Here is a 26,913-nt window from a genome sequence, read left to right as displayed (position 1 = left end):
CCGTAGCCGTCGTCGTGCGCCCGCCAGGGATTACGGGACAGCCCTCAGGGGCTGCCCGCCGGGCCCCGAAGGCAGGAGACCGTACAGCTGATGTCGGAACGACCTCCGCAGCGCACCCCCAACCGCCGACTCGCCTCGCTCATCACCGAAGCCGGATTCTCCAACGCCGGCCTCGCCCGCCGGGTGGACCAGCTCGGCCTCGAACACGGCCTCGACCTGCGGTACGACAAGACCTCCGTGACCCGCTGGCTGCGCGGACAGCAGCCGCGGGGGACCACCCCGGCACTGATCGCGGAGGTCTTCACCCGGCGGCTCGGGCGCAGACTCTCGGCCCAGGACCTGGGGCTGGACGCCTGCGCGCCCGTCTACGCGGGCCTGGAGTTCGCCGCCACCCCCGCCGAGGCGGTCGACATCGTCAGCGGACTGTGGCGGAAGGACTCCGGCAGCCATGCGGAGCTGCGGAAGATCGCCTTCACCCCGGCGGGCCTGGTCGTCCCTAGCCGGGACTGGCTGATCGGCCGGGCGGACGAGTGGGTGGGGCACGGCGTCGAGCCCGGAGCGGGCGCGGCCGGCGGACCGGTGAGGGCCGGCGGCGGTGCTCCGGGTGCCGGTGCGGCCGGCCCGACACCCGGCGTCCGGACGGTCGGCGGGCCACGTGGGGCGTCCGGGCTGAACGGGACGTACGGCACCGGAGCGAGCGGGCACGCGGGGAGCGCCGGACCCACCGCGTCCGGCGGCCTCGGCGGTGGTCTCGCAGCGGTGCCCGAGCAGGGCGGGGCCCCCGGGCCCGGCGGCCGGCCCGGTCTCCGGGGACCCGTGCCGTCCCGGCCCCCCGGCGCACCCGGGGGTTCCGGCCCCGCGGGCCCCCTCGCACCCCCCGGCGTCCCCCGGCAGCGGCAGACCGACCGGGGCTCCGGCCAGCGGGTCGGCAGCGGCGATGTCGCCGCTCTCCGGTCGGTCGCCGAGCTCTTCCGCACCCTCGACCACGCCTACGGCGGCGGCCACGCCCGGCAGGCCCTGGTCCGGTACCTGGAGCACGAGACGGAACCGATGCTGCGCGGCACCTACGGCGAGGCCACCGGCCGCCGGCTGTTCGCCGCCGCGGCCGATCTGACCCGCCTCGCGGGCTGGACCTCGTACGACATCGCGGCGCACGGGCTCGCCCAGCGGTACTTCGTCCAGTCGTTACGCCTCGCCCAGGCCGCCGGGGACCGGGCGTACGGCAGTTACGTCCTGATCACCATGAGCCGGCAGGCGGTCTACCTCGGACACGGCAGGGAGGCGGTGCAGCTGGCGCGGGTGGCCCAGCAGGGCATCGGCTCGGCGGCGCCGAACGCGGTCCTGGCCCTCCTGTACGCGGTCGAGGCGCGCGGTCACGGGGTGCTCGGGGAGGCCAAGGCCTGTGTGGCCTCGCTGGCGCGGGCGGAACGCGCGCTGGAGACCTCCCGCCCCGGTGACGACGTGCCGCACTGGGCGCGCCACTTCGACGAGGCCCAGCTCGCCGACGAGTTCGGGCACTGCCACCGGGACCTCCAGCAGTACCGGGCCGCCGCGCAGCACGCGGAGCGCTCGCTACAGCTGCGCGCCCCCGCGTACGCCCGCAGCCGGCTGTTCTGCCGGGTGGTGCTGGCCTCCGCGCGGCTCGGCCTCGGTGAGCTCGACCAGGCCTGCCGGCTGGGCGCGGAGGCCGCTCAGCAGGCCGCCGAGATGCGATCGGTGCGCGCCACGGAGTACGTACGGGACTTCGAGCGCCGGCTCGAACCCTTCCGGGACGCCGCCCCCGTACGCGGATACCGTGAGCGGGTTGCCGCACTGGGGTGAGACCGCCTCCCCGCCCGGCCTACGCGGCCCGGGGGAGCGCGCCGGCGCTTCCGTACCCGGGCCGTACGCCCAGGTCGGTGAGGATCGCCTCGGCCGCGCGGCGGGCCGAGAACAGGGCCCCCTGAACCGTGCTCGTGTCGCGGTGGTCGCCGCACACGTACAGGCCCGCGAGCAGCCGGACCGGGCGGTGGGGGTCGTGCGGGGCGTCCATCGCGGGCACCGCCTCCGGGTCGTGGTGGACGGCCAGCAGCTCCCAGTCGTCGGTGGGCGTGCCGTGCAGCGCGGCGAGACGGGCGCGGACCACGCGGTCCAGATCGGGCGGCGGGGTGCCGAGCACCGTCGAGCTGATCAGGGTCCGGCCGTGCGGGGCGCGCGCCGGATCGACCTCGCTCATCACCGCGGTGTGCGCGACCGGGCCCGTGCGGTCGGCGTCCAGCACCAGCGACGCCCCGGTCGGCGGGGGAGCGGGGGCGGTGTGGTGAAGCACCGTCACCTGACGGAAGGACGGCACCCGCAGCCCCGGCAGCAGTTCGGCGGCGGCGCCCGCGCCGGTGGCCAGCAGCAGGGAGCGGCAGCCCAGTTCGCCGTGCTCCTTGGTGCGCACCGAGGTGATGTCGGCGGCCGTGACCTGCACGCCCGTCCGTACGGTGCCGGGCGGCAGCGCCGCCGCCAGCAGTTCGGGCAGCGTCCCCGAACCTCCCGACGGTACGCAGAGCCTGCCGCTCGCATAGCTGCGCAGGGCGAGATCGGCGCACCGGCTGGACGTGGTGAGTTCGGGGTCGCTGAGCAGTGCGGTGAGCAGCGGGCGCACGAAGCCGTTGAGCGTACGGGGGGACAGGCCGCGGCCGGACAGGGCTTCCAGCGCGGTCCGTTCGGGCCGGGCCAGCACGCGGGCCCGGGGTGTGGCGGCGAGGCGGGACAGCGACGCGCCGAGCCTGGCGTGGTCGATCGCGCCGCCCATGACCCCGGTGATGGTCCCGCCCCGCGGTGCCCTGGGGGCGCCTGCGAGGGCGCGTGCCGCCTTGAGCGCGCCCCGGGCGTTGCGCGCGCCCCGTGTGCCCCGGATCTCCCCGGTCCGGTAGCGGCGGCCCTCGCTGTGGACGAGCACGCCGGGGGCGAAGTTGCGCAGGACGAGTCCGTCGAGTCCGGGTCCCGCGTACAGCTCCGGGTACGAGGTGTTGAGGAGCGGGCCGATGCGGTCGAGCCGGAATCCGTCCACCTCCTCGGTCATCATCCGGCCGCCTACCCGGGGGCCGGCTTCCAGGACGCTGACGCTCACCCCCGCACTGGTCAGTTGATGGGCCGCTGACAGGCCGGCGATCCCGGCCCCGATGATGACGACGTCCGCGTGGTGTGCCGTGCTGAGCACGTGCCCTCCCCGAGTCGGCGCAATGGGTGGGAGGCTCTTGCCCTCAACAGGCCACCGGAATGCGCGGGTTCGTCATGAGGCTAGGAGCGCGGCCGGATATCGGGGCGGTCGCGCGCACCGGGGCACCGGGGCACGGGGTCGCACATCCGTCTGAATTCTCCGCCGGGTGGGGTTCCTGGCGCCGCCTGGGCTTCTGCGGGCTTCCGGGATTCGGGATTTCCGGTTCTCCGGGGTGGCGGCGGGCCCGCCGCCGTGGTGCGGGGCGGGCCGGATCAGCGCAGTGCCGCGCGGATGGCGGCGTCGATCCCGGGGAAGGCGAACGAGAATCCCGCGTCCAGCAGCCGCCCCGGCAGCACCCGCTGACTGCCCAGCACGTCTTCGGCGAAGTCGCCCAGCGCGATCCGCAGCGCCGGCGCGGGCGCGGTGAAGAGGGTCGGCCGGTGCAGCACCCGGCCCATCGCCGCCGTCACCTCGCCGTTGGTGACGGGGTCGGGGCCGGTCAGATTGACCGCCCCGGACAGCTCCGGGGTGTCGAGGATGTGCCGCAGGGCCGCGATGTGGTCGTGCAGCGCGATGAAGCTCCAGTACTGCCGCCCGTTGCCCAGCCGCCCGCCGAGCCCCGCCCGGAAGAGCGGGAAGAGCCGGCCCCAGGCCCCGCCCTGCCGGGCGACGACCAGCCCGGTGCGGGCGTGCACGGTCCGGATCCCGGCCTCCTCCGCGGCGGCCGTGGCCTCTTCCCACTCGACGCACACCGACGGCAGGAACCCGTCGCCGGGCGGCGCGCTCTCGTCGACCGCCCGGTCCCCGGTGTCGCCGTAGAAGCCGATCGCGGACCCGGCCAGCAGCACCTTCGGCGGTGTGTCGAGCGAGGCGACGGCCTCCGCGATCGCGGCGGTGCCCAGCACCCGGCTGTCCCGGATCTCGCGCTTGTACGCCTCGGTCCAGCGGTGGTCGCCCACCCCGGCCCCGGCGAGATGAACGACGGCGTCGCAGCCCACCAGACCGGCCACGTCGACATGACTCCGCTTCGGGTCCCACTCCACCTCGTCGCCCGACCGGGCCGGGTGCCGGACCAGCCGGACCACCTCGTGCCCGTCGGCCCGCAGGGAGCGCACCAGGGCCGCTCCGATGAGTCCGGTCGATCCGGTGACGGCGATACGGGAGTGCGGCATGGGGCCCATCCTGCCGTACGAACCGGGCCGGGGCGGCGTGGCACAGTGGCGCGCATGCCCGAGATCCATGCGCACCAGGCCCACCCCGTCCGTCCCTCGGTCCTCTCCGACGAAGCCGCTCTCGGCGAACTCGACCGCTCCACCTGGTCGACGCTGCACGCCGTGTCGCCGAGGCCGCAGCCGCCGTACGCGCCGTTCTTCGACGACAGCCACCGGCCGCCGGACTTCCTGGTGGCCGAGGCACGGGACGCGGCGGGCGAAGTGCGGCTGGCCGGGTACACCAGGCTGGTCCCGCCGACCCCGCTGGCCTGCAACGCGCACGTACGCCAGATACAGGGCCTGGCCGTGGCCGACTGGGCCCGCGGCCGGGGGATCGCCAGAGGGCTGCTGCGGGCGGCGATGGCGGTGGCGCGGAACCAGGGCGCGAACCGGATGACCCTGCGGGTACTCGGGCACAACACGCCCGCGCGTGCGCTGTACGAGTCGGAGGGGTTCACTGTCGAGGGGGTGCTGCCCGGTGAGTTCTTCCTGGGCGGGCGCTATGTCGACGACGTCCTGATGGGACGCTCGCTCGCCCCTTGAGCGGCGGCCCTCACGGCTCAGACGCTGCCGAACCGCTCCTGGAGCAGCGGGAAGCGTTCGGCCAGGGCCGCGTCGTCCTCGAAGCTGAACGGGGTGCCCTCCGGCTCGGCGGGCCGGGGCGGCAGCCCGAGGTCCGGCGCGACCACGCCGGTGAGCTGCTCGTACGCCTCGTCGGCGGCGTAGCCCAGCTCTTCCGCGTCCCCGTCCAGCTCCTCGTCGAAGTCGTCGAGGAGCTCGGCGAGGTTGTCCGGATCGTGCACGGCGCCCTCGAAGACCTCCCGGCCCTGGCCGATCAGCCAGCAGCGGAAGTAGTCGAAGGCGTCGTCGCTCGCCCCGCCGAGCAGGAGGGCGGCGGCGCCCCACAGGTCCCAGCGGTAGGCGCGGTTGTAGCGGGCCTCGAAGTGCCGGGCGAAGTCCAGCACGGAATCGGGATCGAGCTGCACCAGCCGTTCGACCAGCAGGTCGGCGTGGTCCTCGGGGTCGCCGTCGGCGGCCTCGCGGGTGCTGTCGATGAGCTCCCAGAATTCCGTCTCGTCCATCACGGGTCCAGCATCTGCCCTGGCGGCGGGCGACGCACGCGGAGACACCGAAATGAGGCCTTACGACCTCACCCGAGGTCGTTACCGGGGCCGCCGGTAGAGCGAGTGCAGCCGTTCGGCGGCGTCGGCGAAGCGGGTCCGCAGCGCGGCCGGCTCCAGGACCTCCAACTCCGGTCCCAGGGAGAGCAACTGGCCGTAGGCGACGTCCAGGGACTCGACCGGCAGAGTGACCGTCACCCATCCGTCGGCCCCGGACGGCCCTGCCGCGTCCAGGGCGTCCAGGGCGGCGACGCGGTCCACGGTGTGCGGCAGCCGGGCGGCCGCCGCCGGTGAGAGGCGCAGCGTCACCTGCTCGTGCAGGATCGACCGGGCGAACTGTGCCGCGCGCTCGTTCCAGAAGGCGGGCAGGTCGAAGTCCTCGTCGCGGACGAAGCGGGTGTCCGACACGGCGAGGGCCGTGAACCGGTCGATCCGGTACACCCGGAAGTCGTCCGCCGCGCGGGCGCAGAGGTACCAGACCCCGGCCTTGAGCACGAGTCCGTACGGCGAGAGCTCCCGCTCCGCCCCGGTGTTCTGACCGGCTCGCCGGTAGCGCGCCCGCACCGTCCGGTCGTCCCGGACCGCCTCGGCGACGGCGGGCAGCAGTTCGGGGGTGGCCGGTTCCTGGTACCAGCCGGGCGCGTCCAGGTGGAAGCGCCGGCTGACCCCGGTGGAGGCGTCCCGCAGGGAGGGCAGAAGGGCCGCCGACACCTTCAGCCGGGCGGCGGACGCGGCGCCCTCCAGGCCCATCTCGCGCAGCGCGGAGGGCAGGCCGGAGAGGAAGAGCGCCTCGGCCTCGTCGCGGGCGAGACCGGTGAGCCGGGTGCGGTACCCGCCGATGAGCCGGTACCCGCCCGCCCGCCCCCGCTCCGCGTAGACCGGGACCCCGGCCTCGGAGAGCGCCTGGGCGTCCCGGGTGACGGTCCGCTCCGACACCTCCAGCTCCTGGGCGAGCTCGGCGGCGGTCATGGCGGGGCGGGACTGCAGGAGCAGCACCATTCTGATGAGCCGGGCAGCACGCATGCGGCCATTGTGGCCGCGGTACGGGGTGCGTGTTCCTGCGGCCGGGGGTGGTGGCCTCAAGCGCCGGCCGGGCTGGGTGTGGCCTCAAGCGCCGGCCGGGCTTGAAAGATGTCCTCAATCGCCGGACGGGCTTGAAGTGCGCCTGGCCGGGCTTGAGGTGCGCCCGGACGGGCTTGAGGTGCGCCTGGCCGGGCTTGGGGTGCGCCCGGTCGGGCTTGAGGTCCGGGCTTGAGGTCCGGGCAGCCGCGCATGGCAGCGTTTCGGTGGGAAAATCAAGCCCGTCCGGCGATTGAGGACAACGCCTCCGCCGGACGGGCTCGATCTCGCTGTCAGAGCCCGTACCGCTCGCGGGCCTCCTTGACCGCCGACGCGGTCACCTCGCCGCGACGGGCCAGCTGGGCCAGTGCCGCGACGGTGACCGACTGCGCGTCGACGCCGAAGTGGCGGCGGGCCGCCTCGCGGGTGTCGGAGAGGCCGAAGCCGTCCGTACCGAGCGAGGACCAGTCCTGCTCCACCCACTGGCTGATCTGGTCCGGCACCGCGCGCATCCAGTCGCTGACCGCGAGGACCGGACCCGGTGCGCCTTCCAGCGCCCGGGTCACGTACGGCACCCGCTGCTCACCGCGGAGCAGCGCCTCGTCGCACTCCAGCGCCTCGCGGCGCAGCTCGCCCCACGAGGTGGCGGACCAGACGTCGGCCGTGACACCCCAGTCCGCGGCCAGCAGCTCCTGGGCCTCCAGGGCCCAGTGGATCGCCGTACCGGACGCCATCAGCTGAAGGCGCGGCGCGTCCGCCTTCGCGGGCGTGCCCTCCTTGAAGCGGTAGAGGCCCTTGAGGATGCCCTCCTCGACGCCTTCCGGCATCGCGGGCTGCGGCTTCGGCTCGTTGTAGACCGTCAGGTAGTAGAAGACGTTCTCGGCGTCGGGGCCGTACATCCGGCGCAGACCGTCCTGGACGATCACCGCGATCTCGTACGCGAACGCCGGGTCGTAGTTGAGCGACGCCGGGTTCGTGGACGCGATCAGGTGCGAGTGGCCGTCCGCGTGCTGGAGGCCCTCGCCCGTCAGGGTCGTCCGGCCCGCCGTGGCGCCGACCACGAAGCCGCGGCCGAGCTGGTCGCCCAGCTGCCAGAACTGGTCGCCCGTACGCTGCCAGCCGAACATCGAGTAGAAGATGTAGAACGGGATCATCGGCTCGCCGTGCGTCGCGTACGACGTGGACGCGGCGATGAAGTCGGCCATCGCGCCGGCCTCGGTGATGCCCTCGTTGAGGACCTGGCCGTCCTTGGCTTCCTTGTAGTACATCAGCTGGTCGCGGTCGACCGGGTCGTACGTCTGGCCCAGCGGCGAGTAGATGCCGGCCGACGGGAACAGCGCCTCCATACCGAAGGTGCGGGCCTCGTCGGGGACGATCGGAACCCAGCGCTTGCCGGTCTCCTTGTCCCGCATCAGGTCCTTGGCCAGGCGGACGAACGCCATCGTGGTGGCCAGTTCCTGCTTGCCGGAGCCCTTCTTCAACGCGGAGAACGCGCGCTCCTCGGGCTGCGGCAGCGCCACCGCGTGCACCCGGCGGGCCGGGGCGGGGCCGCCGAGGGCGGCGCGGCGCTCCTGGAGGTAGCGGACCTCGGGGGAGTCGGCGCCCGGGTGGCCGTAGGGCACCAGGCCCTCGTCCAGCTTGGAGTCCGGGATCGGCAGCTCCAGCAGATCGCGCATGGCGCGGAACTGCTTGCCGTCGAGCTTCTTCATCTGGTGGTTGGCGTTGCGCGACTCGAAGCCGGAGCCGAGCGTGTAGCCCTTCACCGTCTGCGCGAGGATCACGGTCGGCGCACCCTTGTGCTCGACCGCGGCCTTGTACGCCGCGTACACCTTGCGGGCCTCGTGGCCACCGCGCGAGCTGTGGAAACACTCGGCGATCTTCGCGTCGGTGAGCAGCTTCGCCAGCTCGGTGAGCGCGGGCTCGGCGCCGAAGAAGTGCTCGCGGATGTAGGCGACGTCGCGGGTGGCGTACGTCTGGAACTGCGCGTCCGGGACCTCCCGGAGCCGGCGCAGCAGCGCACCCGTGGTGTCGAGCTGGAACAGCTCGTCCCAGGCGTTGCCCCAGAGCGTCTTGATGACGTTCCAGCCGGCGCCGCGGAACGCGCCCTCCAGCTCCTGGACCACCCGGAAGTTGGCACGGACCGGACCGTCGAGGCGCTGCAGGTTGCAGTTGATGACGAAGGTCAGGTTGTCGAGCTGCTCACGGGCCGCGAGGGCGAGGGCGGCGGTCGACTCGGGCTCGTCCATCTCGCCGTCGCCCAGGAAGGCCCAGACGTGCGAGTTCGACGTGTCCTTGATGTTGCGGTTGGTCAGGTAGCGGTTGAAGCGCGCCTGGTAGATCGCCGAGAGCGGGCCGAGGCCCATCGACACGGTGGGGAACTCCCACAGCCAGGGCAGCCGCCGCGGGTGCGGGTAGGACGGCAGACCCTCGCCGCCCGCCTCCTGGCGGAAGTTGTCGAGCTGCTGCTCGCTGAGCCGGCCGTCGAGGAAGGCGCGGGCATATATGCCGGGGGAGGCGTGGCCCTGTATGTAGAGCTGGTCGCCGGAGCCGTCCCCCTCCTTGCCGCGGAAGAAGTGGTTGAAGCCGGTCTCGTACAGCCAGGCCGCCGAGGCGAAGGTGGCGATGTGGCCGCCGACGCCGAGCCGGGAGCCGCGGGTGACCATCGCGGCCGCGTTCCAGCGGTTCCAGGCGGTGATCCGGGACTCCATCGCCAGGTCGCCGTCGAACTCGGGCTCGGCGGCGGTCGGGATGGAGTTGATGTAATCGGTCTCCAGCAATTTGGGCAGCGCGAGACCGGCGCCCTCGGCATGCTGGAGCGAGCGGCGCATCAGGTATGCGGCGCGGTGCGGGCCTGCGGCCTTGGTGACGGCATCCAGGGAGGCCGCCCATTCGGCGGTCTCCTCGGGGTCGCGGTCCGGGAGCTGGTCGAGCTCGCTCGGAAGCTTTCCTACGGGGTCGGTCATGTTCGCCGCCTTCCGGTGAGGAGGGGGGTGGAGAAGTCCCTGACTGGCAGGACAGGGCGATGGGGCCGGTGGGCCCGCTGATGAACTCTAAGCCGCCGATCGATGATCGATCAAAGGATGAAAGGCAAAACTTCTCGATATGAAGAAAGTGGCATGGAGTGCCGCAGGACGGGGCACGGAGTGACGGGATAAATCAGATAAAAGGGGTGCTCGGTTGTGCAGTCGAGCGCCGGTCGCGGCAAGTGTGCACGCCGGCCGGTACGGGCCTCAGGCGCGCGGTGCGCAGCCGAGCACATGCGCCTTGACCAGCACACCGATGTCCGGGTCCTGGCGCAGGAACGCCTCGATGAGCGCCTCGTGCTCCTCGGCGTACGACTTCTGCACCGTGCCGAGCCAGCGGATCGAGAGCGCCGTGAACACCTCGATGCCCAGCCCCTCCCAGGTGTGCAGCAGCACGGCGTTCCCCGCCGCCCGGACCAGCTCGCGGTGGAAACCGACCGTGTGGCGCACCTGGGCCTCGCCGTCGGCCCGCCGGTCCGCCTCGTACAGCGCCGTCACATGGGGCGCGAGCAGCGAGCAGTCCTCGCCGAGTCCGGGGGCCGCCAGCTCCGCGGCGATCTGCTCCAGACCGGCCCGGACCGGATAGCTCTCCTCCAGATCGGCCGCGGTGAGGTTGCGGACCCGGACGCCCTTGTTGGGGGCCGACTCGATCAGCCGGAGCGTCTCCAGCTCCCGCAGCGCCTCGCGCACGGGCGTCTGGCTGACCTCCAGCTCGGTGGCGATGCGCCGCTCCACGATCCGCTCGCCCGGCTTCCAGCGCCCGCTGACGATCCCGTCCACGATGTGCTCGCGGATCTGTTCGCGCAGCGAGTGGACGACGGGCGGGGTCATGTGGGGCTCCTTCGGGGCAAACCGGTGCTGCCTGCACCCACCCCCGCTGCCGGGGGCGACCGGTGGTGTCTAGACAATACGGCGGCGCCCCCGCCCGGGAGTGTTCCGGACGGGGGCGCCGCTGGTGAGGCTGGTTACAACCGCGGTGCTCAGAGGCCGAGCTCGACCTCGAACTCACCGGCCTCCAGGATCGCCTTGACCGTGGTCAGGTAGCGGGCGGCGTCGGCGCCGTCCACCAGACGGTGGTCGTAGGAGAGCGAGAGGAACGTCATGTCGCGGACGCCGATGACGGTGCCCTCGTCGGTCTCGATGACGGCCGGACGCTTGACGGTGGCGCCGATGCCCAGGATGGCTGCCTGGTTCGGCGGCACGATGACGGTGTCGAACAGCGCACCGCGCGAGCCGGTGTTGCTGATGGTGAAGGTGGCACCGGACATGTCGTCCGGAGTCAGGCCGCCACCGCGGGCCTTGCCGGCCAGCTCGGCGGTCTTCTTCGAGATACCGGCGATGTTGAGGTCGCCCGCGCCCTTGATGACCGGGGTCATCAGGCCCTTCTCGGCGTCCACGGCGATGCCGATGTTCTCCGAGTCGAAGTACGTGATCGTGCCTTCGTCCTCGTTGATCCGGGCGTTGACGACCGGGTGGGCCTTCAGCGCCTGGGCGGCGGCCTTGACGTAGAACGGCATCGGGGAGAGCTTGACGCCCTCACGGGCCACGAAGGCGTCCTTCGCCTTGTTGCGCAGCTTCATCAGCTTGGTGACGTCGACCTCGACGACCGTGGTCAGCTGAGCCTGCGAGTGCAGCGCCTTCATCATGTTCTCGCCGATGACCTTGCGCATGCGGGTCATCTTGACCGTCTGACCGCGCAGCGGGGACACCTCCAGCTTCGGCGCCTTGGAGGCGGCCGGAGCTGCTGCGGCGGCGGGTGCCGGAGCGGCGGCGGCGGCCTTGGCGGCCTCCGCGGCGGCGACGACGTCCTGCTTGCGGATACGGCCGCCGACGCCGGTGCCCTTGAGCGCGCCCAGGTCGACGCTGTTCTCGGCGGCGAGCTTGCGGACCAGCGGCGTGACGTACGCGCCGTCGTCACCGGAGGTCGCGGCCGGAGCGGCCGGGGTGACCGGAGCCGGAGCGGCGGCGGCGGGCGCCGGAGCGGCCGGTGCCGGAGCGGCCGGTGCCGGAGCGGCCGGTGCCGGAGCGGCCGGTGCCGGAGCGGCCGGTGCCGGAGCGGCGACCGGTGCCGCGGGAGCGGCCGGTGCCGGAGCAGCCGGAGCAGCCGGGGCGGCGGGCGCCGGGGCAGCGGCGGCGGGCGCCGGGGCAGCGGCGGCCGGTGCCGGAGCGGCGGCCGGTGCGGCGCCGGGGGCACCGATGACGGCGAGCTTGGCGCCGACCTCGGCGGTCTCGTCCTCGGCGACGACGATCTCCAGCAGCACACCGGAAACCGGGGCCGGGATCTCGGTGTCGACCTTGTCCGTGGAGACCTCCAGGAGGGGCTCGTCCTCCGTGACCTCCTCGCCGACCTCCTTCAGCCAGCGGGTGACGGTGCCCTCGGTGACGCTCTCGCCGAGCGCCGGAAGGGTGACGTCGGTCCCGGCGGCGCCACCGGCCGGGGCGGCGGCCGCCGGAGCCTCGGCCACGGGGGCCGGAGCGGCGGCGGGGGCGGGGGCCTCAGCAGCCGGAGCCGGCGCCTCGGCAGCCGGCGCCGGGGCCGGTGCGGCCTCGGGCTCGGCGGCCGGAGCCGCTGCGGCAGCCGGCGCGCCGGTGCCGTCGTCGATGACGGCCAGCTCGGCGCCGACCTCGACGGTCTCGTCCTCGGCGACCTTGATGGAGGCCAGGATGCCGGAGGCGGGGGCCGGGATCTCGGTGTCGACCTTGTCGGTCGATACCTCGAGCAGCGGCTCGTCGGCCTCGACGCGCTCGCCCTCGGCCTTCAGCCAACGGGTGACAGTGCCCTCGGTGACGCTCTCGCCGAGCGCCGGAAGGGTTACGGAAACCGACATGGTTTCAGTTGCTCCTTACGAATGTGCGGAAGTAGGTCGGTCGTCGCGCCCGGTCGACTGATCAGTCGTGGGAGTGCAGAGGCTTGCCGGCCAGGGCCAGGTGGGCTTCGCCCATCGCCTCGTTCTGCGTGGGGTGGGCGTGGATGAGCTGCGCGACCTCGGCCGGCAGCGCCTCCCAGTTGTAGATCAGCTGGGCTTCGCCGACCTGCTCGCCCATACGGTCACCGACCATGTGGACGCCGACCACGGCACCGTCCTTGACCTGGACGAGCTTGATCTCGCCGGCGGTCTTGAGGATCTTGCTCTTGCCGTTGCCCGCGAGGTTGTACTTGAGGGCGACGACCTTGTCCGCGCCGTAGAGCTCCTTGGCCTTGGCCTCGGTGATGCCAACGGAGGCGACCTCGGGGTGGCAGTACGTCACCTTCGGGACACCGTCGTAGTCGATCGGAACGGTCTTCAGACCGGCCAGCCGCTCCGCCACGAGGATGCCCTCGGCGAAGCCGACGTGCGCGAGCTGGAGCGTCGGGGCCAGGTCGCCCACGGCCGAGACGGTCTCCACGTTCGTCCGCATGTACTCGTCGACGAGGACGAAGCCGCGGTCCATCGCGACACCGGCCTCCTCGTAACCGAGGCCCTGCGAGACGGGGCCGCGGCCGATGGCGACGAGCAGCAGCTCGGCCTCGAAGGTCTTGCCGTCGGCGAGGGTCACCCGGACGCCGTCCTGGGTGTACTCGACACCCTGGAAGAACGTACCGAGGTTGAACTTGATGCCGCGCTTGCGGAACGCGCGCTCAAGAAGCTTCGAGCTGTTCTCGTCCTCGACCGGGACCAGGTGCTTCAGGCCCTCGACGATGGTGACGTCGGCGCCGAAGGACTTCCACGCCGAGGCGAACTCGACGCCGATGACGCCGCCGCCCAGCACGATCGCGGACTTCGGGACCCGGTCCAGCTTCAGCGCGTGGTCCGAGGAGATGACGCGGTTGCCGTCGATCTCCAGGCCCGGCAGCGACTTCGGCACGGAGCCGGTCGCCAGGAGCACGTGGCGGCCCTGGACGCGCTGGCCGTTCACATCCACCGAGGTGGGGGAGGAGAGCCGTCCCTCACCCTCGATGTAGTGCACCTTGCGGGAGGCGATGAGACCCTGCAGACCCTTGTACAGGCCCGAGATCACGTCGTCCTTGTACTTGTGGACGGCCTCCATGTCGATGCCCTCGAAGGTGGCCTTGACACCGAACTGGTCGGCCTCGCGCGCCTGGTCCGCGATCTCACCGGCGTGCAGCAGGGCCTTCGTGGGGATGCAGCCGTTGTGCAGGCAGGTGCCGCCGACCTTGCCCTTCTCGATCAGAGCGACGTCCAGGCCCAGCTGCGCTCCGCGCAGGGCCGCGGCATAACCGCCGCTGCCACCGCCGAGGATCACTAGGTCGAAAACGGTGCTGGCGTCGTTCGCCACGTCACGTCCTCCATGCATGTGCGCCGTACGCCGGGCCCCGTCATCGGGGTGTGACCGGCCGGTCGGCTGGTGTGCGGCCGCTTTTGTCATTCGGCCCTGTGGTGGGGGCCCTGTCCTGCCGAGAACCCATCTTCGCACTTGTTGACGGTGGGCGGGACGCGGGGCCCGGGTCTGAGACGGATGGTCGTCCGTCCCAGTGGGTTACCGCCGCGTAGGGACGGGCTGATTTCGTCGAGAGCGAAACCCGCCCGAACCCGGCGGTGGTGCCGTGGGTGCAACACGGACGGCCCCGGACGTATGCCCGGGGCCGTCCGTCAGCTGCCGGCTCAGCCGAGGTCTCCGGCCGCGGTGCGCTCCGCCAGCTTCACCAGGGTGCGGACCGCGGATCCGGTGCCGCCCTTCGGCGTGTAGCCGTACGGGGCGCCCTCGTGGAAGGCCGGGCCCGCGATGTCCAGGTGCGCCCAGGCGATGCCCTCGCCCACGAACTCCTTCAGGAACAGACCGGCCACCAGGCCGCCGCCCATCCGCTCGCCCATGTTGGCGATGTCGGCGGTCGGGGAGTCCATGCCCTTGCGCAGGTCGGCCGGGAGCGGCATCGGCCAGGAGGCCTCACCGACCTCGTCGGCGATCTCGTGGATCGAGGTGCGGAAGGCGTCGTCGTTCGCCATGATGCCGAAGGTGCGGTTGCCCAGGGCCAGCACCATCGCGCCGGTCAGGGTCGCCACGTCGACGATCGCGTCCGGCTTCTCCTCGGAGGCACGGGTCAGCGCGTCGGCGAGGACGAGACGGCCCTCGGCGTCCGTGTTGAGGACCTCGACGGTCTTGCCGCTGTACATGTTCAGCACGTCACCGGGGCGGGTGGCGTTGCCCGACGGCATGTTCTCGGCCAGCGCCAGCCAGCCGGTGACGTTGACGCGCAGGCCCAGACGGGCGGCCGCGATGACGGTCGCGAACACGGCGGCGGCGCCGCTCATGTCGCACTTCATCGTCTCGTTGTGGCCGGCCGGCTTCAGCGAGATGCCGCCCGAGTCGTAGGTGATGCCCTTGCCCACAAGGGCCAGGGTCTTCTCCGCCTTCGGGTGCGTGTAGGCGAGCTTCACCAGGCGCGGGCCGTGGGTCGCGCCCTGGCCGACGCCGACCAGACCGCCGTAGCCGCCCTTGACGAGCGCCTTCTCGTCGAGCACCTGCACCTTGATGCCGTGCTCCTTGCCGGCGGCGGTGGCCACGGCGGCGAAGGACTCGGGGTACAGGTCGTTCGGCGGGGTGTTGATCAGGTCGCGGGCGCGGTTGATCTCCTCGACCAGCGCGACGGCGCGCTCCGCGGCGGCCTTGAACGCCTTGTCGCGGGGCTTGGCGCCGAGCAGCGCCACCTCGGCGAGCGGCAGCTTGGCGCCGACGGCGGCCTTGGGGGCGAGCTTGTTCTCGCCGCGCTGGTAGGCGGTGAAGGCGTACGCGCCAAGGAGCGCGCCCTCGGCGATGGCCTCGGCGTCCTCGACGGAGCCGACGGGCAGCGCGAAGCCGGCCTTCTTCGAGCCGGTGAGCGAGCGGGCCGCGGAGCCCGCGGCCCGGCGCAGCGCCTCGGCGTCGTACGCGCCGTTCTTCTCCGGGACCGGGCCGAGTCCGGCCGCGATGACGACCGGGGCCTTCAGGCCGTCGGGTGCGGGGAGCTTGGTCAGTTCGCCCTCGGCACCGGAGGCGCCCAGGGTCTCCAGGATGCCGGCGAGCTTTCCGCCGAACGCCTTGTCCACGGCCTCGGCGCCCGGTGCGAGGACCAGGTTCCCAGACTTGGATCCAGTGCCCTTGGCGACGCCTACGACAAGTGCGTCGGCGCGCAGCGTCGCGGCACCGGAGGTGCTGAGAGTGAGAGCAGTCACGGTGGTGAAATCTCGCTTCCGTAGAGTTCTTTTCCGGTCGAGGGGTGGGCCGACCGTGCCCGGCGCATCGTAGACGCCGCCGCAATGTGCCGGGAATGAGCCTACGCGCGCCCTGGCTGCCGGATCACGGCGGCGGGCCGTCTGTGCGCTCCGGCAGTCGTACGGTTGTCATACCGGGATGATCTTCCCGGGGGAACGGGCCGCGACCGCAACGACGTTGGCGGTACGCCGGTGGACAGGGAGAACGATGCGCGAGCGGGTGGCCACACGTGTGACCCGGGGGCCGGCTGTGCTGCCCGTCACCGTACTGATTCTGCTGGCCGTGCTGGCGGGCTGCACCTCGGCGCCGGAATCCGACGGAGCGGGCCGGCCCGCTCAGGAGCGCTGGCAGCCCGCACCGGGCACCGACTGGCAGTGGCAGCTCTCCGGCCGGCTGGACACGGCCGTGGACGCCCCGGTGTACGACATCGACGGCTTCGACCGCGACGCGGACCAGGTGGCCGGGCTGCACCGCAAGGGGCGCAAGGTCATCTGCTACCTCTCGACCGGCGCCTGGGAGGAGTTCCGCCCGGACGCGGACGACTTCCCCGCCGCCGTCCTCGGGAAGAGCAACGGCTGGGCGGGGGAGCGCTGGCTCGACATCCGCCGCACCGAGGTCCTGGAGCCGCTGATGGAGACCCGGATCGCGATGTGCGCGAAGAAGGGCTTCGACGCGGTGGAGCCCGACAACATGGACGGCTACCGCAACCGCACCGGTTTCCCGCTGACCGCCGCCCACCAGCTGCGCTACAACCGGCTCATCGCCCGCCTCGCCCACCGCCACGGCCTCGCCGTCGGCCTGAAGAACGACCTCCCGCAGATCCCGCAGCTGGTGGGGGACTTCGACTTCGCGGTGAACGAACAGTGCGCCCAGTACGAGGAGTGCGAGGAGCTCACCCCGTTCGTGAAGGCGGGCAAGGCGGTCTTCCACGTGGAGTACGAGCTGCCCGTGGCGCGGTTCTGCGGGGAGTCCCGGCGGCTGGGGCTGAGCTCGCTGCTCAAGAAGTACGAGCTCGGAGTCTGGCGCGAGAAGTGCCCGGCGGCGGCAGCCTGACCGGCTCCCCGGCTCCCCGGCCCCCCCGGCGCCGCTCAGCCGAGCGCCAGCCCCACCAGCGTCACGGTCGCCGCCGTCTCCGCCAGCGCCCCGAACACATCGCCGGTCACCCCGCCGAAGCGCCGCACGCAGTGCCGCAGGAGCAGCTGGGCCACCGCGAGGGCGGCCAGGGCGGCGAGGCCGTACCGCAGCGCCCCGTACCCGCCGAACAGCGCCCCCGCACCCGCGCAGGCCGCCACCGCCGCGACCGCTACGGCCACCGCGCTCCGGACCGGGACGGTGCCGGCCACCGCGGCGCCCAGCCCCTCCGGACGGGCCGCCGGGACCCCGGCGCGGGAGGCCAGGGTGAGGGCGATTCGGGCGACGGCCCCGGCCGCGACGGCCGCCACCGCACCGCGCATCCAGCCCTGCGCGTACAGCTGCTGAAGGACCGCCACCTGAGCCAGCAGCACGAACAGCAGGGTGATCACACCGAATGGCCCAATGTCCGACTGCTTCATGATCCGCAGCGCGTCCTCGGCCGGCTTCCCGCTGCCGAGGCCGTCGGCGGTGTCCGCGAGACCGTCGAGATGCAGCCCCCTGGTGAGGGCCGCCGGCACCGCGGCGGAGGCGACCGAGGCGAGCAGCGGCCCCGAGCCGAACAGCAGCAACAGGCTGCCGGGCACCGCCGCGAGCACCCCCACGACCAGGCCGGCCAGCGGGGCGCACAGCATTCCGGCCCGCGCCGCCTCGCGGTCCCAGCGGGTGACGCGGACGGGGATCACGGTGAGGGTGCCGAAGGCGAAACGTATGCCGTGGCTGTTCAGGGAGGTCACGGCGCGCAGGCTAATCGGTGGGCGCGGCCGATAGATTGTCCAAAACGCCATGGAGTGGGGCGAAAGCGGTTTATCGGGGGTGGGTGGCATGGGTCACTGGTTCGATCGCAACATCGTCGAGCCGGGGAAGCTGCCCCTGCTCCTGGCGCTGGCGTCCTTCGTGCTGACCTTCGCGATCACCCGGATCATCACCCGGATGATCCGGGCCGGGAAGGGGCCGTTCCGCAACTTCACCCCCGGCGGGGTCCACGTCCACCATGTGGTGCCCGGGGTCGTACTGAGCGTCGTCGGCGGCTTCGGCGCGGTCGCCAGCGGGCGGCACGGTGTCACGGCCGGGGTCTTCGCGGTGGTCTTCGGCATGGGCGCGGGGCTGGTGCTGGACGAATTCGCGCTGATCCTGCATCTGGACGACGTGTACTGGACCGAGCAGGGCCGCCAGAGCGTGGAGGTCGTGGTCCTCACCGCGGCCCTGGTGCTGCTCGTGCTCGGCGGGTTCTCCCCGCTCGGCGTGAACGAGCTGAGCGACAGCGAGCAGCAGGGCCGGCTCGGCGTCGTCCTCTCGCTCGCCGTCAACTTCTGTTTCGTGCTGATCTCCCTTTTCAAGGGCAAGGCGCGGATGGCGGTGGTCGGCACCCTGGTCCCGTTCGTCGCCCTGTTCGGGGCGGTCCGGCTGGCCCGGCCCACCTCGGTGTGGGCGAAGCGGTTCTACCGGAACCGGCACCGGGCCCGCTCCAGGGCGGTGCTGCGCGCCTACCACCACGACGTCCGCTGGGCCGGGCCGCGCCGCAGGTTTCAGGACTTGATCGGCGGCGCACCCGACCGGGTCCCGGACCCCACGCCCAAACCCTGACGGCGGCGGCGCGGCCTGCGCCGGTCGTGGCGGGCCGAGACCGCGCACAGCACGAGGGCCGCCGCGATGGCCATCAGGTGCTCCTTGCCCGCCAGGTTGTCCTTGACCACCACCTCGCCCACCATCGCCGCGATCACCACCGCCCCGGTGAACCAGGCCCGGTAGGCGTGGCAGAGGTAGACCGCCAGGGCGACCACGGCGGCCGAGGGGCCGGTGTCGACGACCAGGGAGTCGGACGCGGGCAGCCCGAGGAACCCCTCGGGGCCGACCGCGACGCCGATCCGCGCGTACAGCGTCCCGGCCAGGGTCGCGACGTACGCGATCAGCAGCGTCCGCCACCGGCCCAGGCAGATCTCGGCGATCCCGAACACCAGCAGCAACTGCACCAGCGCGCCCCACACCGGCAGGTCCAGTGCGGGGACGAACAGCGACAGCGGGGTACGCAGCAGAGCGACCCAGAGCGGATCCTCGGCCCGCACCGCGCCGAGCGTCTGTACCGGGCCGAAGCCCCAGGGCCGGTTCTGCACCACCTGGAGCAGCGCGGTCAGGCAGACCGCGGCCAGCGTCATCGGGACGGCCCGCAGCCGGCGGGCGACGAGCGCCGCCCGTACGGTCGCCCACAGCGCACCCCACTCCCGGCGGGCCGCGCGGCCGAGAGCGCGCACCGGTCTCATCCACGCGGTCCGAGGTGCGAGCGGTGCAGCCACTTGGGCAGACCGGGCGCCTCCAGGAACCCTTCGGCACGTCCCGCCGCGATGCCGATGCGCAGCAGGTCGGAGCTCTTCTCGAAGAGCAGGAAGCGCGGTTCCCAGATCGGCCGGTACTTGGCGTTGGCACGGTAGAGCGATTCGATCTGCCACCAGCGCGAGAAGAAGCTGAGCAGCGACCGCCACAGCCTGAGCACCGGTCCGGCGCCGAGCCGCGATCCCCGTTCGAAGACCGAGCGGAACATCGCGAAGTTCAGCGAGACCTGGGTGATGCCGATCTTCTCGGCCCGTTGCAGGAGTTCGATGACCATGAACTCCATCAGGCCGTTCTCGGCGTTCCGGTCACGGCGCATCAGGTCGAGCGAGAGGCCGTTCGGACCCCAGGGCACGAAGCTCAGCACGGCACGCAGCTCGCCGGGACCGCTGCCGTCGGCGGGGGGCGCGTCACGGCATTCGAGCATCACGCACTGGCCGTCGGCCGGGTCTCCGAGCCGCCCCAGCGCCATCGAGAAGCCGCGCTCGGTCGCCCCGTCGCGCCAGTCGTCGGCCCTGCGCACCAGTTCGGCCATCTCGGCCTCGGGGATGTCCTCGTGGCGGCGTACCGTCACGTCGTACCCGGCCCGTCCGACCCGGTTGTACGCCTGGCGGACCGTGCGCATCGCCCGTCCCTCCAGGGTGAATTCGGCGGTCTCCACGATCGCTTCGTCCCCGAGCTCCAGGGCGTCGAGTCCGTGCCGGGCGTAGATGGTGCCGCCCTCCTCGCTCACCCCCATCGCCGCCGGGGTCCAGCCGTGCTCGCGTGCCTCGGTCAGCCAGGGGCCGATCGCGCCCGGCCAGGCCTCCGGGTCGCCGATCGGATCACCCGAGGCCAGGGAGACCCCGCCGACCACCCGGTAGATGACGGCCGCCTTCCCGGTCGGTGACCAGATGACGCTCTTCTCGCGGCGCAGCGCGAAGTACCCGAGGGAGTCCCGCTCGCCGTGTTTGTCGAGCAGGACGCGCAGCGCCTCCTCGTCCTGCGGGCTGATCGGGTCGACCGCCCGCCGGGAGCGGAACGCCGCGTACACGACGGCGATCAGCAGCAGCGTGGACATGATGTTGATCACGACGTTGGCCCAGCCGGGCGTGGTGATGTCCGGGAACCGGGCGTCGTTGTCGGCGACGGAGACCAGTCGCAGCGCGCCGTAGCGCCAGCGGTTCAGGAACGTCGAACGGGCCTCGTCGTGGGCGGTGTTGGTGGCCGTGACCATGGCCGCGGCGATCAGTGAGGTGATCAGCAGTCCGACGACCGCCACCACTGCGGCCAGCTTCGGGTTGGACCGGTCGCCCTTCGCGTAGAACTCGCGCCGGCCGAGGGCGAGGGCGAGGACGAAGGAGGCGGTCAGTGCCAGCGAGATCCAGTTCTGCGGGTACCGGCGGATCTCCGGGAAGCCGATCACGGCGCCGAAGAGGATCAGCGTGAGCCCGCTCAGCACTATGTTGACGATCCACGCGGCCCGTTTGCGCCGTCGCATGGTGACCGCGAGGAAGAGCGCCACCACCCCGGAGGAGAAGCCCGCGGTGAGCAGATAGGGAGTGAAGTAGTTCTCGGTGTTGTGGCGCCGCAGATCCTGCCCGAAGGTGACCCAGGCGGCGCTCAGGAAGTTGATGAACGACACGACGCGCAGGTACCAGATGGCGAAGGCCGCGCTGCGTTGCGACCGGATTGTGCTCTGTGCCTGGACGGCGCCCCGCCCGGATTCCTCGCTGGCCAATCTGACCTCTCCCATGAAAAGCGATCATATGGGGCATCGCACTTCATAAGAGGCCACTTCGCGGTCGGTGTCCGGCGACCGCAGCCCGATTGGCCAGCTGCTTCTCTTCAGTCCCCGGCCGGTTCGCTTCCGTTGGCCCCTTCGCCGCCGGCCGACTCCTCGCCGTCGTCCCCGCCTTCCGTCTCTTCCTTCTCGTCGTCCTCGTCGGCGGCCGGTGCGCGCTCGGGCAGTTCCGCCGCCAGTGCGGCCGCGGCCTGTACGAACGGAAGTGCGAGCAATGCCCCGCTTCCTTCGCCGACGATGACGCCGTGGTCGAGCAACGGGTTGAGTGCCATCCGGTCCAGCGCCTTCGCCTGCGCCGGTTCACCGCTCAGCTGACCCGCCAGCCACCAGTCCGGCGCCCGGAACGCGGCCCGCTGGCCGACCAGCGCACACGCCGCCGAGACCACACCGTCCAGAATCACCGGGAGCCGCCGCACCGCGGACTGAAGCAGGAAGCCGGTCATCGCCGCCAGATCGGCGCCGCCCACCGTGGCCAGCAGCTCCAGCTGGTCGCCCAGGACCGGCCGGGCCCGGCGCAGCGCGTCCCGGACCGCCGCGCACTTGCGCATCCAGGCCAGGTCGTCGATGCCCGCGCCGCCGCGCCCGGTGACCACGGAGGCGTCGGTGCCGCACAGTGCCGCGATCAGGGTCGCCGCGGCCGTCGTACCGCCGACGCTCAGATCACCGAGCACCACCAGGTCCGTGCCCGAGTCGGCCTCCTCGTCGGCGATCGCCATGCCGAGGCGCACCGCCCGCTCGGCCTCCTCGGCCGTCAGCGCGTCCTCGATGTCGATCCGGCCGCTGCCGCGCCGCACCCGGGTCCGTACCACCTGCTCGGGCAGCAGCTCCGGGTCGCAGTCCAGGCCGGCGTCGACGATCCGCACCGGTACGGAGAACCGGCGGGCCAGCACCGCCAGCGGCGTGGCACCCTCCAGCGTGGCCCGCACCAGCTCGTGCGCGCTGCCGGCCGCACGCCCGGAGACATCCAGCGCGGCCACCCCGTGGTCACCGGCGAACAGCACCACACGCGGCTGCTCGATCGGCTTGACCGGCACGGCCTGCTGGGCGGCCGAGAGCCATTCGCCCAGCTCGTCGAGACGGCCGAGGGCGCCCGGGGGCACCAGGAAGCGCTCCCGGCGCTCCTCGGCATCTCGCCGTACACCCCCGTCGGGGCGTTCGATCAGGTCGGAGAAGTCGTCCAGATTCACGGGGGTCTGCCTCGCGGGTCGATACGTCGTGTGGGCCGGGGAGCCCGGCGGCGGGCTCAGAGGTTGCCGGGTGACCTCGCAACCTCCCACTGCGGAACAGTACCTGCCGCGTTTTCCGCCCCCGGCCGGTGCGCCGTGCCGCTGAGCGGCCACCCGGTCGGCGGCCGCCCCACGGCCTGTCAGCCGCGCAGCGCCAGCGACTGCCCGGCCACCACCAGCAGCACCTGCTCGCACTCGGCGGCCACCGAGGCGTTCAGCCGGCCCAGTTCGTCCCTGAACCGCCGCCCCGCCGCCGTCGCGGGCACCACGCCGGAGCCGGTCTCGTTGGTCACCATGACGACGGTCCGCCGCGTCCCGCGGACAGCGGCCACGAGTTCCGCCGTCCGCTTGCGCAGCGCGCTCCGCCCGCCGCCCGCCCACGCCGCGTCGTCCCAGGCGTCCACCCGGTCCATCGCGTCCGTCAGCCAGAGCGACAGGCAGTCGATCAGCAGCGGGGGCCCGTCCGAGGCCAGCAGCTCCACCAGCTCGCAGGTCTCCTCGGTGCGCCAGGCCGCCGGTCTGCGCTCCCGGTGCAGTCCGATCCGGGCCGCCCACTCCGCGTCGCCGTCGCGGACGCCGCCGGTCGCCACGTACACGACCTCCGGATACGTCTCCAGCCGCTGTTCGGCCTCGACCGACTTCCCGGACCGCGCACCGCCGGTGATCAGCGTGCGCCGGGGCACGTCCGGTGGCGCGCGGTGCCCGCCGACCGTCAGCGTCGTCCCGTCCGGCACGGCCCGCGCCCCGGCCGCCGTGAGCCGGCGCCCGAGTTCGGGGCCGGGGGGCGCGTCATGGTCCAGATGGACGGCGATCACCTCGGTGGCCGGCCCGATCGCGGCGACGGCCCGCAGCCGGGCCAGCGCGTCGGGCCGTCCCACGACGTCGCCGACCACCATGTCGTACGGCTCCGCCATCCGGTCGGCGAGACCGGCCGGGGCGGCTCCCGGCGGCAGGTAGAGCAGCCGCTCGCCCTCCGGCGCCGTCACCTCGTACCCGGTCCCCGGCGCGTCCATCGGCACGGCCCGCACCCGGTGTCCGCTGATCAGCGTCAGCACCCGCCCGTCCGGCACCCGGCCCGCCGGCGGCAGTCCGGCGGGCAGCTCGACGGCGGGCCCGTCGTGCGGATGGGTGAGCAGCACCTGGCGTACGCCGGTGAGTGAACGGCCCGCGCGGGCGGCGGCGAACACGGCCCCGGGGGTGAGATCGAGCAGCAGCGCGTCGTCGACCAGCAGAGCGGTCGCGGCCCGGCTGCGCGCCCCGCGGGCGGCGGCGCAGGCGGCGCAGGGGCATTCGGGCCGCGGCAGCCCGTCGGGGGCTCCGGTGCCGAGCAGAGTCAGTTCCACGATCAGATCCTCCCGCGTACCCGCACCGGGTGCGCGACGTGGGGGGTACGGGGCGTGCGCGGGCCCCTTCCCGCGCTGGTCCGAAGCATTAGGCTGCGGGACGGAACAAAGTGACCCAGGAGGCGGACATGGCGTGGACGTGGCGGTTCGAGAAGTCCGACGGTACGGAGACGGAGCCGGCCCTTCAGCCGGAGGAATTCACGACGCAGGGCGACGCGGAGTCCTGGGTCGGTGAGTACTGGAAGGAACTCCTCGACGGCGGGGCGGCTCAGGTGACGCTCTTCGACGACACGACGAAGATCTACGGCCCGATGAGCCTCCAGGCCGAGCAGAGCTGACCCGGACGGGCGCCGGACGGGCCGGATGAGCGCCGGGCGGACCCGAAGGGGCCCGCCCGGCGCCCGCGCGTTCACGCGTCCGTTCCTCCGCGCCGCCTGCTCTTCTTTCGTGCCGTCTGCCCTCAGACCTCGCCCAGCGTGACCTGCGCGGTCTTCTCGGCCTCGTTGCGCAGATACGTCACGGTGACCTTCTGGCCCGGCTTGTCGGCGGCCAGCGCCTCCGACAGCGACGTGATCGTGGTGACCGGCGTTTTCCCGAGCTTGGTGATGATGTCGCCGACCCGCAGACCGGCCTTCTGGGCCGCGCCGCCCTTCGACACGCTGACGAGTGCGACCCCGGCGGGCTTGTAGCTGTTGTCGACGACCGTACGGCCGGTGATGTTCAGCCCCGCCCGGCCCGAGTCGGTGACCTTGCCGTTCTTGATGATCTGGTCCGCGACCGTCTTCACCATCGAGACCGGGATCGCGAATCCGATCCCCGGCGCGGCGCTGCCGCCCATCTGCGGGTCCGACGCCGCCAGTGTCGGGATGCCGATGACCTCGCTGTTCAGGTTCACCAGCGCGCCCCCGCTGTTGCCCGGGTTGATCGCGGCCGAGGTCTGCACCATGTTCGGGATGGTGGCCCCGGTGCCGCCGCCCGCGCTGCTCTCGCTCACGGTCCGGCCGAGCGCCGAGACGATGCCCTGGGTGACGCTGCTGGACAGCCCGAGCGGCGAACCCATCGCCAGCACGATCTGCCCCACCGCGACCTTCTCCGAGTCGCCGAACTTCGCCGCCTTCAGCCCTTTGGGTACGTGGTCGAGCTTGATGACGGCCAGGTCCTGCTCGGGATAGGAGGCGACCAGCGAGGCGCTCAGCACCTTCTCACCGGTGGCCGAGCTGACCTTGAAGGTCTTCTCCTTGCCGACGACGTGGGCGTTGGTGACGATATGGCCCTTGGTGTCGTAGACGATGCCGGAGCCCAGGCTGTCCGACGCGTCGATCTGCACCACGGACGGGAGCACGTTCTCGATGACGGCCTGGTATTCGGCCTGCAGATCGCCGGTGGCCTTCGAGGCCGAGCCCTGCTGGACCGCTCCGGACTGCGTCGCGTCCGGCCCGGAGGAGTTCGAGTTCGCGTCGGAGCAACCGCTGACCAGCGCGATCGCACAGACACCTGCGGTCAGAGGCAGCAGCAGCCGGCGCACACGGCTGCGGGAGTGAGAGGAATCCATGTCCGGATTATTGCTTTTAACCCCTTTGGTGGCCCGTTGAGCGCACCCGCCCGAGCGCGACCCGTCACCACCAGGCCCGCCCGGCGATCGAGGGCGGTCTTCTCGGCCCGTCCGGCGCTTGAGGACAGAGCGGCCGCCGGACGACCCCGGCGAACCCACGGACAGGTCTCAGCCCCGTACTCCGCACAGGTGCAGCAGTGCCGCCACCCGTCGATACGGATCCGTCCGGCCCGCCCGGTCCTCCGCCGCCAGCACCCGTTCCAGCTCCGCCGCGGCGGGCAGCTCCACGTCGTTGCTCACGTTGTCCGTGAAGACGCGCACCCCGTACCAGGCGTGCAGCGGCGCCGCGATCCCGGCGAGCGTGGCGGTGAGGGCGTCGAGCCGGTCGGCGCGTACGGACACCCCGAGCCGGTTGGTGTACTGGTCCGTGTCGAACGCGGCCAGCGCCGCGTCCCAGTCCCCGGCGGTCCCGGCCCGCATCGCCAGCGCGTCCGCGTTCCGTACGAGGAGCGACAGCAGGCCGCCCGGCGCGAGCATCCGGGCCAGTCCGGCCACCATGGCGTCGGGCGCCTGGACATACATCAGCACGCCGTGGCACAGCACCACGTCGAAGCTGCCGGGCAGGAAGTGCACCCCGGTGTCCTGGCCGTTGCCCTCGATGAGGCGGACCCGCTCACGGATTCCCGCGGGCTCGCCGGCGAGTGCCTCACGGGCGGCCCGCAGCATGTCCGCGTCGGCCTCCAGCCCGGTCACCGTGTGACCGGCCCGTGCCAGGCGCAGCGCCTGGGTGCCCTGGCCCGTGCCGACGTCCAGGACCCGCAGCCGCTGCCCGACCGGGAAGCGGGCCGCGATCTGCTCGTCCAGCTGCCGGGCGACCAGCTCCTGGCGGACGGTGTTGCGCAGTCCGCCGAGCCCGTCCAGCCATGCCGAGGAGGCTCCGGAGAATCCGGATCCGGCATCACCCGGCTGACCGGCGGACGAACCGCCGGCCGAGCCGAAGAGATCCGTACTCAGGGCCGCTCCCCGCGCTTGACCTGCGGCTTGGGCAGCCGCAGCCGTCGCATCTGGAGCGTGCGCATCAGGCCGTAGGCGACCGCGCCGCGCTTGGGCTTGTCGGGGAACCGCTCGTTCAGCTGCTTGCGCAGCCGGATCGTGAGCCCGACCGAGTCGACGACGATCAGCACGATGACGCCGAGCCAGAGCAGCAGCGAGATGTTCTGGATGCCCTGCACCTGGATCACGCTGAGGATCAGGATGATCACGGCGAGCGGCAGGAAGTACTCCGCGATGCAGAAGCGCGAGTCCACGAAGTCACGGACGAAGCGCCGCACCGGGCCCTTGTCACGGGCCGGCAGATAGCGTTCGTCACCACTGGCGAGCGCCTCGCGCTGCTTGGCCATGTCCACGCGGCGCGCCTCGCGCTGGCGCTTCATGGCCTCCTTGCGGTCGGTCGGCGCTCCACTGGAGGCACGACGGCGCTGCGTTTGGGCATCGCTGCGCTTGGGGGTGGGGCGACCTTTGGGGGCCTGCGGGTCGCGGGGCGTCTTGGAGAGGTCCGCCGTCACCTTGCCGGTGGGGGCCTTCTCTTCCTTGGAGCGGCTACGGAACACAAGGCCCAAGGGTACGGGGTCGATCGCGGCGACCCCAGGCCGGCCGGGAACGATCCGGCAACGGCCTGCGTCCTCAGGGGTGTGCGAGCGGGGCGATACGGGCGTTGTCAACGGGTTTCCCCTGCCCTCACCCACCCCCACCTA

General features: G+C 72.5%; 22 protein-coding genes. 5 read left to right on the top strand and 17 right to left on the bottom strand.

The window, feature by feature from the left end; all coding sequences use genetic code 11:
• Positions 1–90 precede the first annotated feature (90 nt).
• The gene (locus ACZ6S6_RS02140) at positions 91–1,821 is read left to right on the top strand and encodes a regulator (RefSeq protein WP_469703197.1); all 1,731 of its coding nucleotides are present in this window, start codon (positions 91–93) and stop codon (positions 1,819–1,821) included.
• A gap of 19 nt (positions 1,822–1,840) precedes the next feature.
• On the opposite strand, the gene ACZ6S6_RS02135 is transcribed toward ACZ6S6_RS02140, so the two are convergent.
• Positions 1,841–3,190, bottom strand: a complete 1,350-nt coding sequence (locus ACZ6S6_RS02135; RefSeq protein WP_362953430.1) for an NAD(P)/FAD-dependent oxidoreductase — start codon at positions 3,188–3,190, stop codon at positions 1,841–1,843.
• Positions 3,191–3,462: 272 nt separating this feature from the next.
• Positions 3,463–4,362 carry a TIGR01777 family oxidoreductase gene (locus tag ACZ6S6_RS02130; RefSeq protein WP_362953431.1) on the bottom strand — a complete coding sequence of 300 codons (900 nt, stop codon included), beginning with the start codon at positions 4,360–4,362 and terminating at the stop codon, positions 3,463–3,465.
• A 54-nt stretch (positions 4,363–4,416) separates the two neighbouring features.
• Here ACZ6S6_RS02130 and ACZ6S6_RS02125 point away from each other — a divergent pair, with 54 nt between their 5' ends.
• Positions 4,417–4,944, top strand: coding sequence for a GNAT family N-acetyltransferase (locus tag ACZ6S6_RS02125; RefSeq protein WP_362953432.1), 528 nt, complete (start codon positions 4,417–4,419; stop codon positions 4,942–4,944).
• A 17-nt stretch (positions 4,945–4,961) separates the two neighbouring features.
• Here ACZ6S6_RS02125 and ACZ6S6_RS02120 read toward each other — a convergent pair whose 3' ends face one another.
• From ACZ6S6_RS02120 to ACZ6S6_RS02090, 7 genes are all read right to left on the bottom strand, one after another.
• A complete protein-coding gene (locus tag ACZ6S6_RS02120; RefSeq protein WP_362953433.1) occupies positions 4,962–5,483 on the bottom strand; it encodes a DUF4240 domain-containing protein in 522 nt (173 codons plus the stop codon).
• Positions 5,484–5,564: 81 nt separating this feature from the next.
• Positions 5,565–6,545, bottom strand: a complete 981-nt coding sequence (locus tag ACZ6S6_RS02115) for a helix-turn-helix transcriptional regulator (protein WP_469703190.1) — start codon at positions 6,543–6,545, stop codon at positions 5,565–5,567.
• Positions 6,546–6,874: 329 nt separating this feature from the next.
• A complete protein-coding gene (gene aceE, locus ACZ6S6_RS02110) occupies positions 6,875–9,544 on the bottom strand; it encodes a pyruvate dehydrogenase (acetyl-transferring), homodimeric type (protein ID WP_362953435.1) in 2,670 nt (889 codons plus the stop codon).
• A 267-nt stretch (positions 9,545–9,811) separates the two neighbouring features.
• The gene (locus ACZ6S6_RS02105; protein ID WP_362953436.1) at positions 9,812–10,435 is read right to left on the bottom strand and encodes a GntR family transcriptional regulator; all 624 of its coding nucleotides are present in this window, start codon (positions 10,433–10,435) and stop codon (positions 9,812–9,814) included.
• A 149-nt stretch (positions 10,436–10,584) separates the two neighbouring features.
• Positions 10,585–12,432 (bottom strand): 2-oxoglutarate dehydrogenase, E2 component, dihydrolipoamide succinyltransferase, encoded by a 1,848-nt coding sequence (gene sucB, locus ACZ6S6_RS02100; protein ID WP_469703183.1) that lies wholly within the window; start codon positions 12,430–12,432, stop codon positions 10,585–10,587.
• A 61-nt stretch (positions 12,433–12,493) separates the two neighbouring features.
• Entirely contained in the window at positions 12,494–13,882 is a 1,389-nt protein-coding gene (gene lpdA / locus ACZ6S6_RS02095; protein WP_469703180.1) for a dihydrolipoyl dehydrogenase, read from the bottom strand.
• Positions 13,883–14,208: 326 nt separating this feature from the next.
• Positions 14,209–15,756: a leucyl aminopeptidase gene (locus ACZ6S6_RS02090; protein WP_362953439.1), complete on the bottom strand. Its 1,548-nt coding sequence runs from the start codon at positions 15,754–15,756 to the stop codon at positions 14,209–14,211.
• Positions 15,757–16,003: 247 nt separating this feature from the next.
• Here ACZ6S6_RS02090 and ACZ6S6_RS02085 point away from each other — a divergent pair, with 247 nt between their 5' ends.
• Positions 16,004–16,849, top strand: a complete 846-nt coding sequence (locus ACZ6S6_RS02085) for an endo alpha-1,4 polygalactosaminidase (protein WP_362953440.1) — start codon at positions 16,004–16,006, stop codon at positions 16,847–16,849.
• A 35-nt stretch (positions 16,850–16,884) separates the two neighbouring features.
• On the opposite strand, the gene ACZ6S6_RS02080 is transcribed toward ACZ6S6_RS02085, so the two are convergent.
• On the bottom strand, positions 16,885–17,664 hold the full coding sequence (locus tag ACZ6S6_RS02080) for an adenosylcobinamide-GDP ribazoletransferase (protein WP_469703175.1): 780 nt from the start codon (positions 17,662–17,664) through the stop codon (positions 16,885–16,887).
• Between the two features lie 88 nt (positions 17,665–17,752).
• On the opposite strand from ACZ6S6_RS02080, the gene ACZ6S6_RS02075 reads away from it, so the two are divergent.
• A complete protein-coding gene (locus ACZ6S6_RS02075; RefSeq protein ID WP_469703172.1) occupies positions 17,753–18,514 on the top strand; it encodes a hypothetical protein in 762 nt (253 codons plus the stop codon).
• Here ACZ6S6_RS02075 and ACZ6S6_RS02070 read toward each other — a convergent pair.
• The 4 genes from ACZ6S6_RS02070 to ACZ6S6_RS02055 all read right to left on the bottom strand — a co-directional run bounded on the left by ACZ6S6_RS02070 (position 18,457) and on the right by ACZ6S6_RS02055 (position 23,607).
• Positions 18,457–19,188, bottom strand: coding sequence for a hypothetical protein (locus ACZ6S6_RS02070; protein WP_469703170.1), 732 nt, complete (start codon positions 19,186–19,188; stop codon positions 18,457–18,459). The two genes, ACZ6S6_RS02075 and ACZ6S6_RS02070, sit on opposite strands and share 58 nt — an antisense overlap.
• Complete coding sequence (locus tag ACZ6S6_RS02065; protein WP_469703167.1) at positions 19,185–20,990, bottom strand: phosphatidylglycerol lysyltransferase domain-containing protein; 1,806 nt, start codon at positions 20,988–20,990, stop codon at positions 19,185–19,187. The genes ACZ6S6_RS02070 and ACZ6S6_RS02065 overlap by 4 nt, the downstream gene beginning before the upstream one ends.
• A 92-nt stretch (positions 20,991–21,082) precedes the next feature.
• Complete coding sequence (gene cobT, locus ACZ6S6_RS02060; RefSeq protein WP_362953448.1) at positions 21,083–22,225, bottom strand: nicotinate-nucleotide--dimethylbenzimidazole phosphoribosyltransferase; 1,143 nt, start codon at positions 22,223–22,225, stop codon at positions 21,083–21,085.
• Positions 22,226–22,404: 179 nt separating this feature from the next.
• Complete coding sequence (locus tag ACZ6S6_RS02055; protein ID WP_469703163.1) at positions 22,405–23,607, bottom strand: bifunctional adenosylcobinamide kinase/adenosylcobinamide-phosphate guanylyltransferase; 1,203 nt, start codon at positions 23,605–23,607, stop codon at positions 22,405–22,407.
• A gap of 128 nt (positions 23,608–23,735) precedes the next feature.
• On the opposite strand from ACZ6S6_RS02055, the gene ACZ6S6_RS02050 reads away from it, so the two are divergent.
• Positions 23,736–23,945, top strand: a complete 210-nt coding sequence (locus tag ACZ6S6_RS02050; protein WP_469703160.1) for a hypothetical protein — start codon at positions 23,736–23,738, stop codon at positions 23,943–23,945.
• Between the two features lie 122 nt (positions 23,946–24,067).
• On the opposite strand, the gene ACZ6S6_RS02045 is transcribed toward ACZ6S6_RS02050, so the two are convergent.
• The 3 genes from ACZ6S6_RS02045 to ACZ6S6_RS02035 all read right to left on the bottom strand — a co-directional run bounded on the left by ACZ6S6_RS02045 (position 24,068) and on the right by ACZ6S6_RS02035 (position 26,769).
• The gene (locus tag ACZ6S6_RS02045; RefSeq protein ID WP_469703157.1) at positions 24,068–25,159 is read right to left on the bottom strand and encodes a S1C family serine protease; all 1,092 of its coding nucleotides are present in this window, start codon (positions 25,157–25,159) and stop codon (positions 24,068–24,070) included.
• A gap of 168 nt (positions 25,160–25,327) precedes the next feature.
• Positions 25,328–26,080 carry a class I SAM-dependent methyltransferase gene (locus tag ACZ6S6_RS02040; RefSeq protein ID WP_362953794.1) on the bottom strand — a complete coding sequence of 251 codons (753 nt, stop codon included), beginning with the start codon at positions 26,078–26,080 and terminating at the stop codon, positions 25,328–25,330.
• Between the two features lie 89 nt (positions 26,081–26,169).
• Positions 26,170–26,769: a DUF3043 domain-containing protein gene (locus ACZ6S6_RS02035; protein WP_362953454.1), complete on the bottom strand. Its 600-nt coding sequence runs from the start codon at positions 26,767–26,769 to the stop codon at positions 26,170–26,172.
• Positions 26,770–26,913 lie beyond the last annotated feature (144 nt).

It is taken from the genome of Streptomyces sp. NPDC048671 (assembly GCF_055587045.1).
This window is presented reverse-complemented; position numbering and strand designations above follow the sequence as displayed.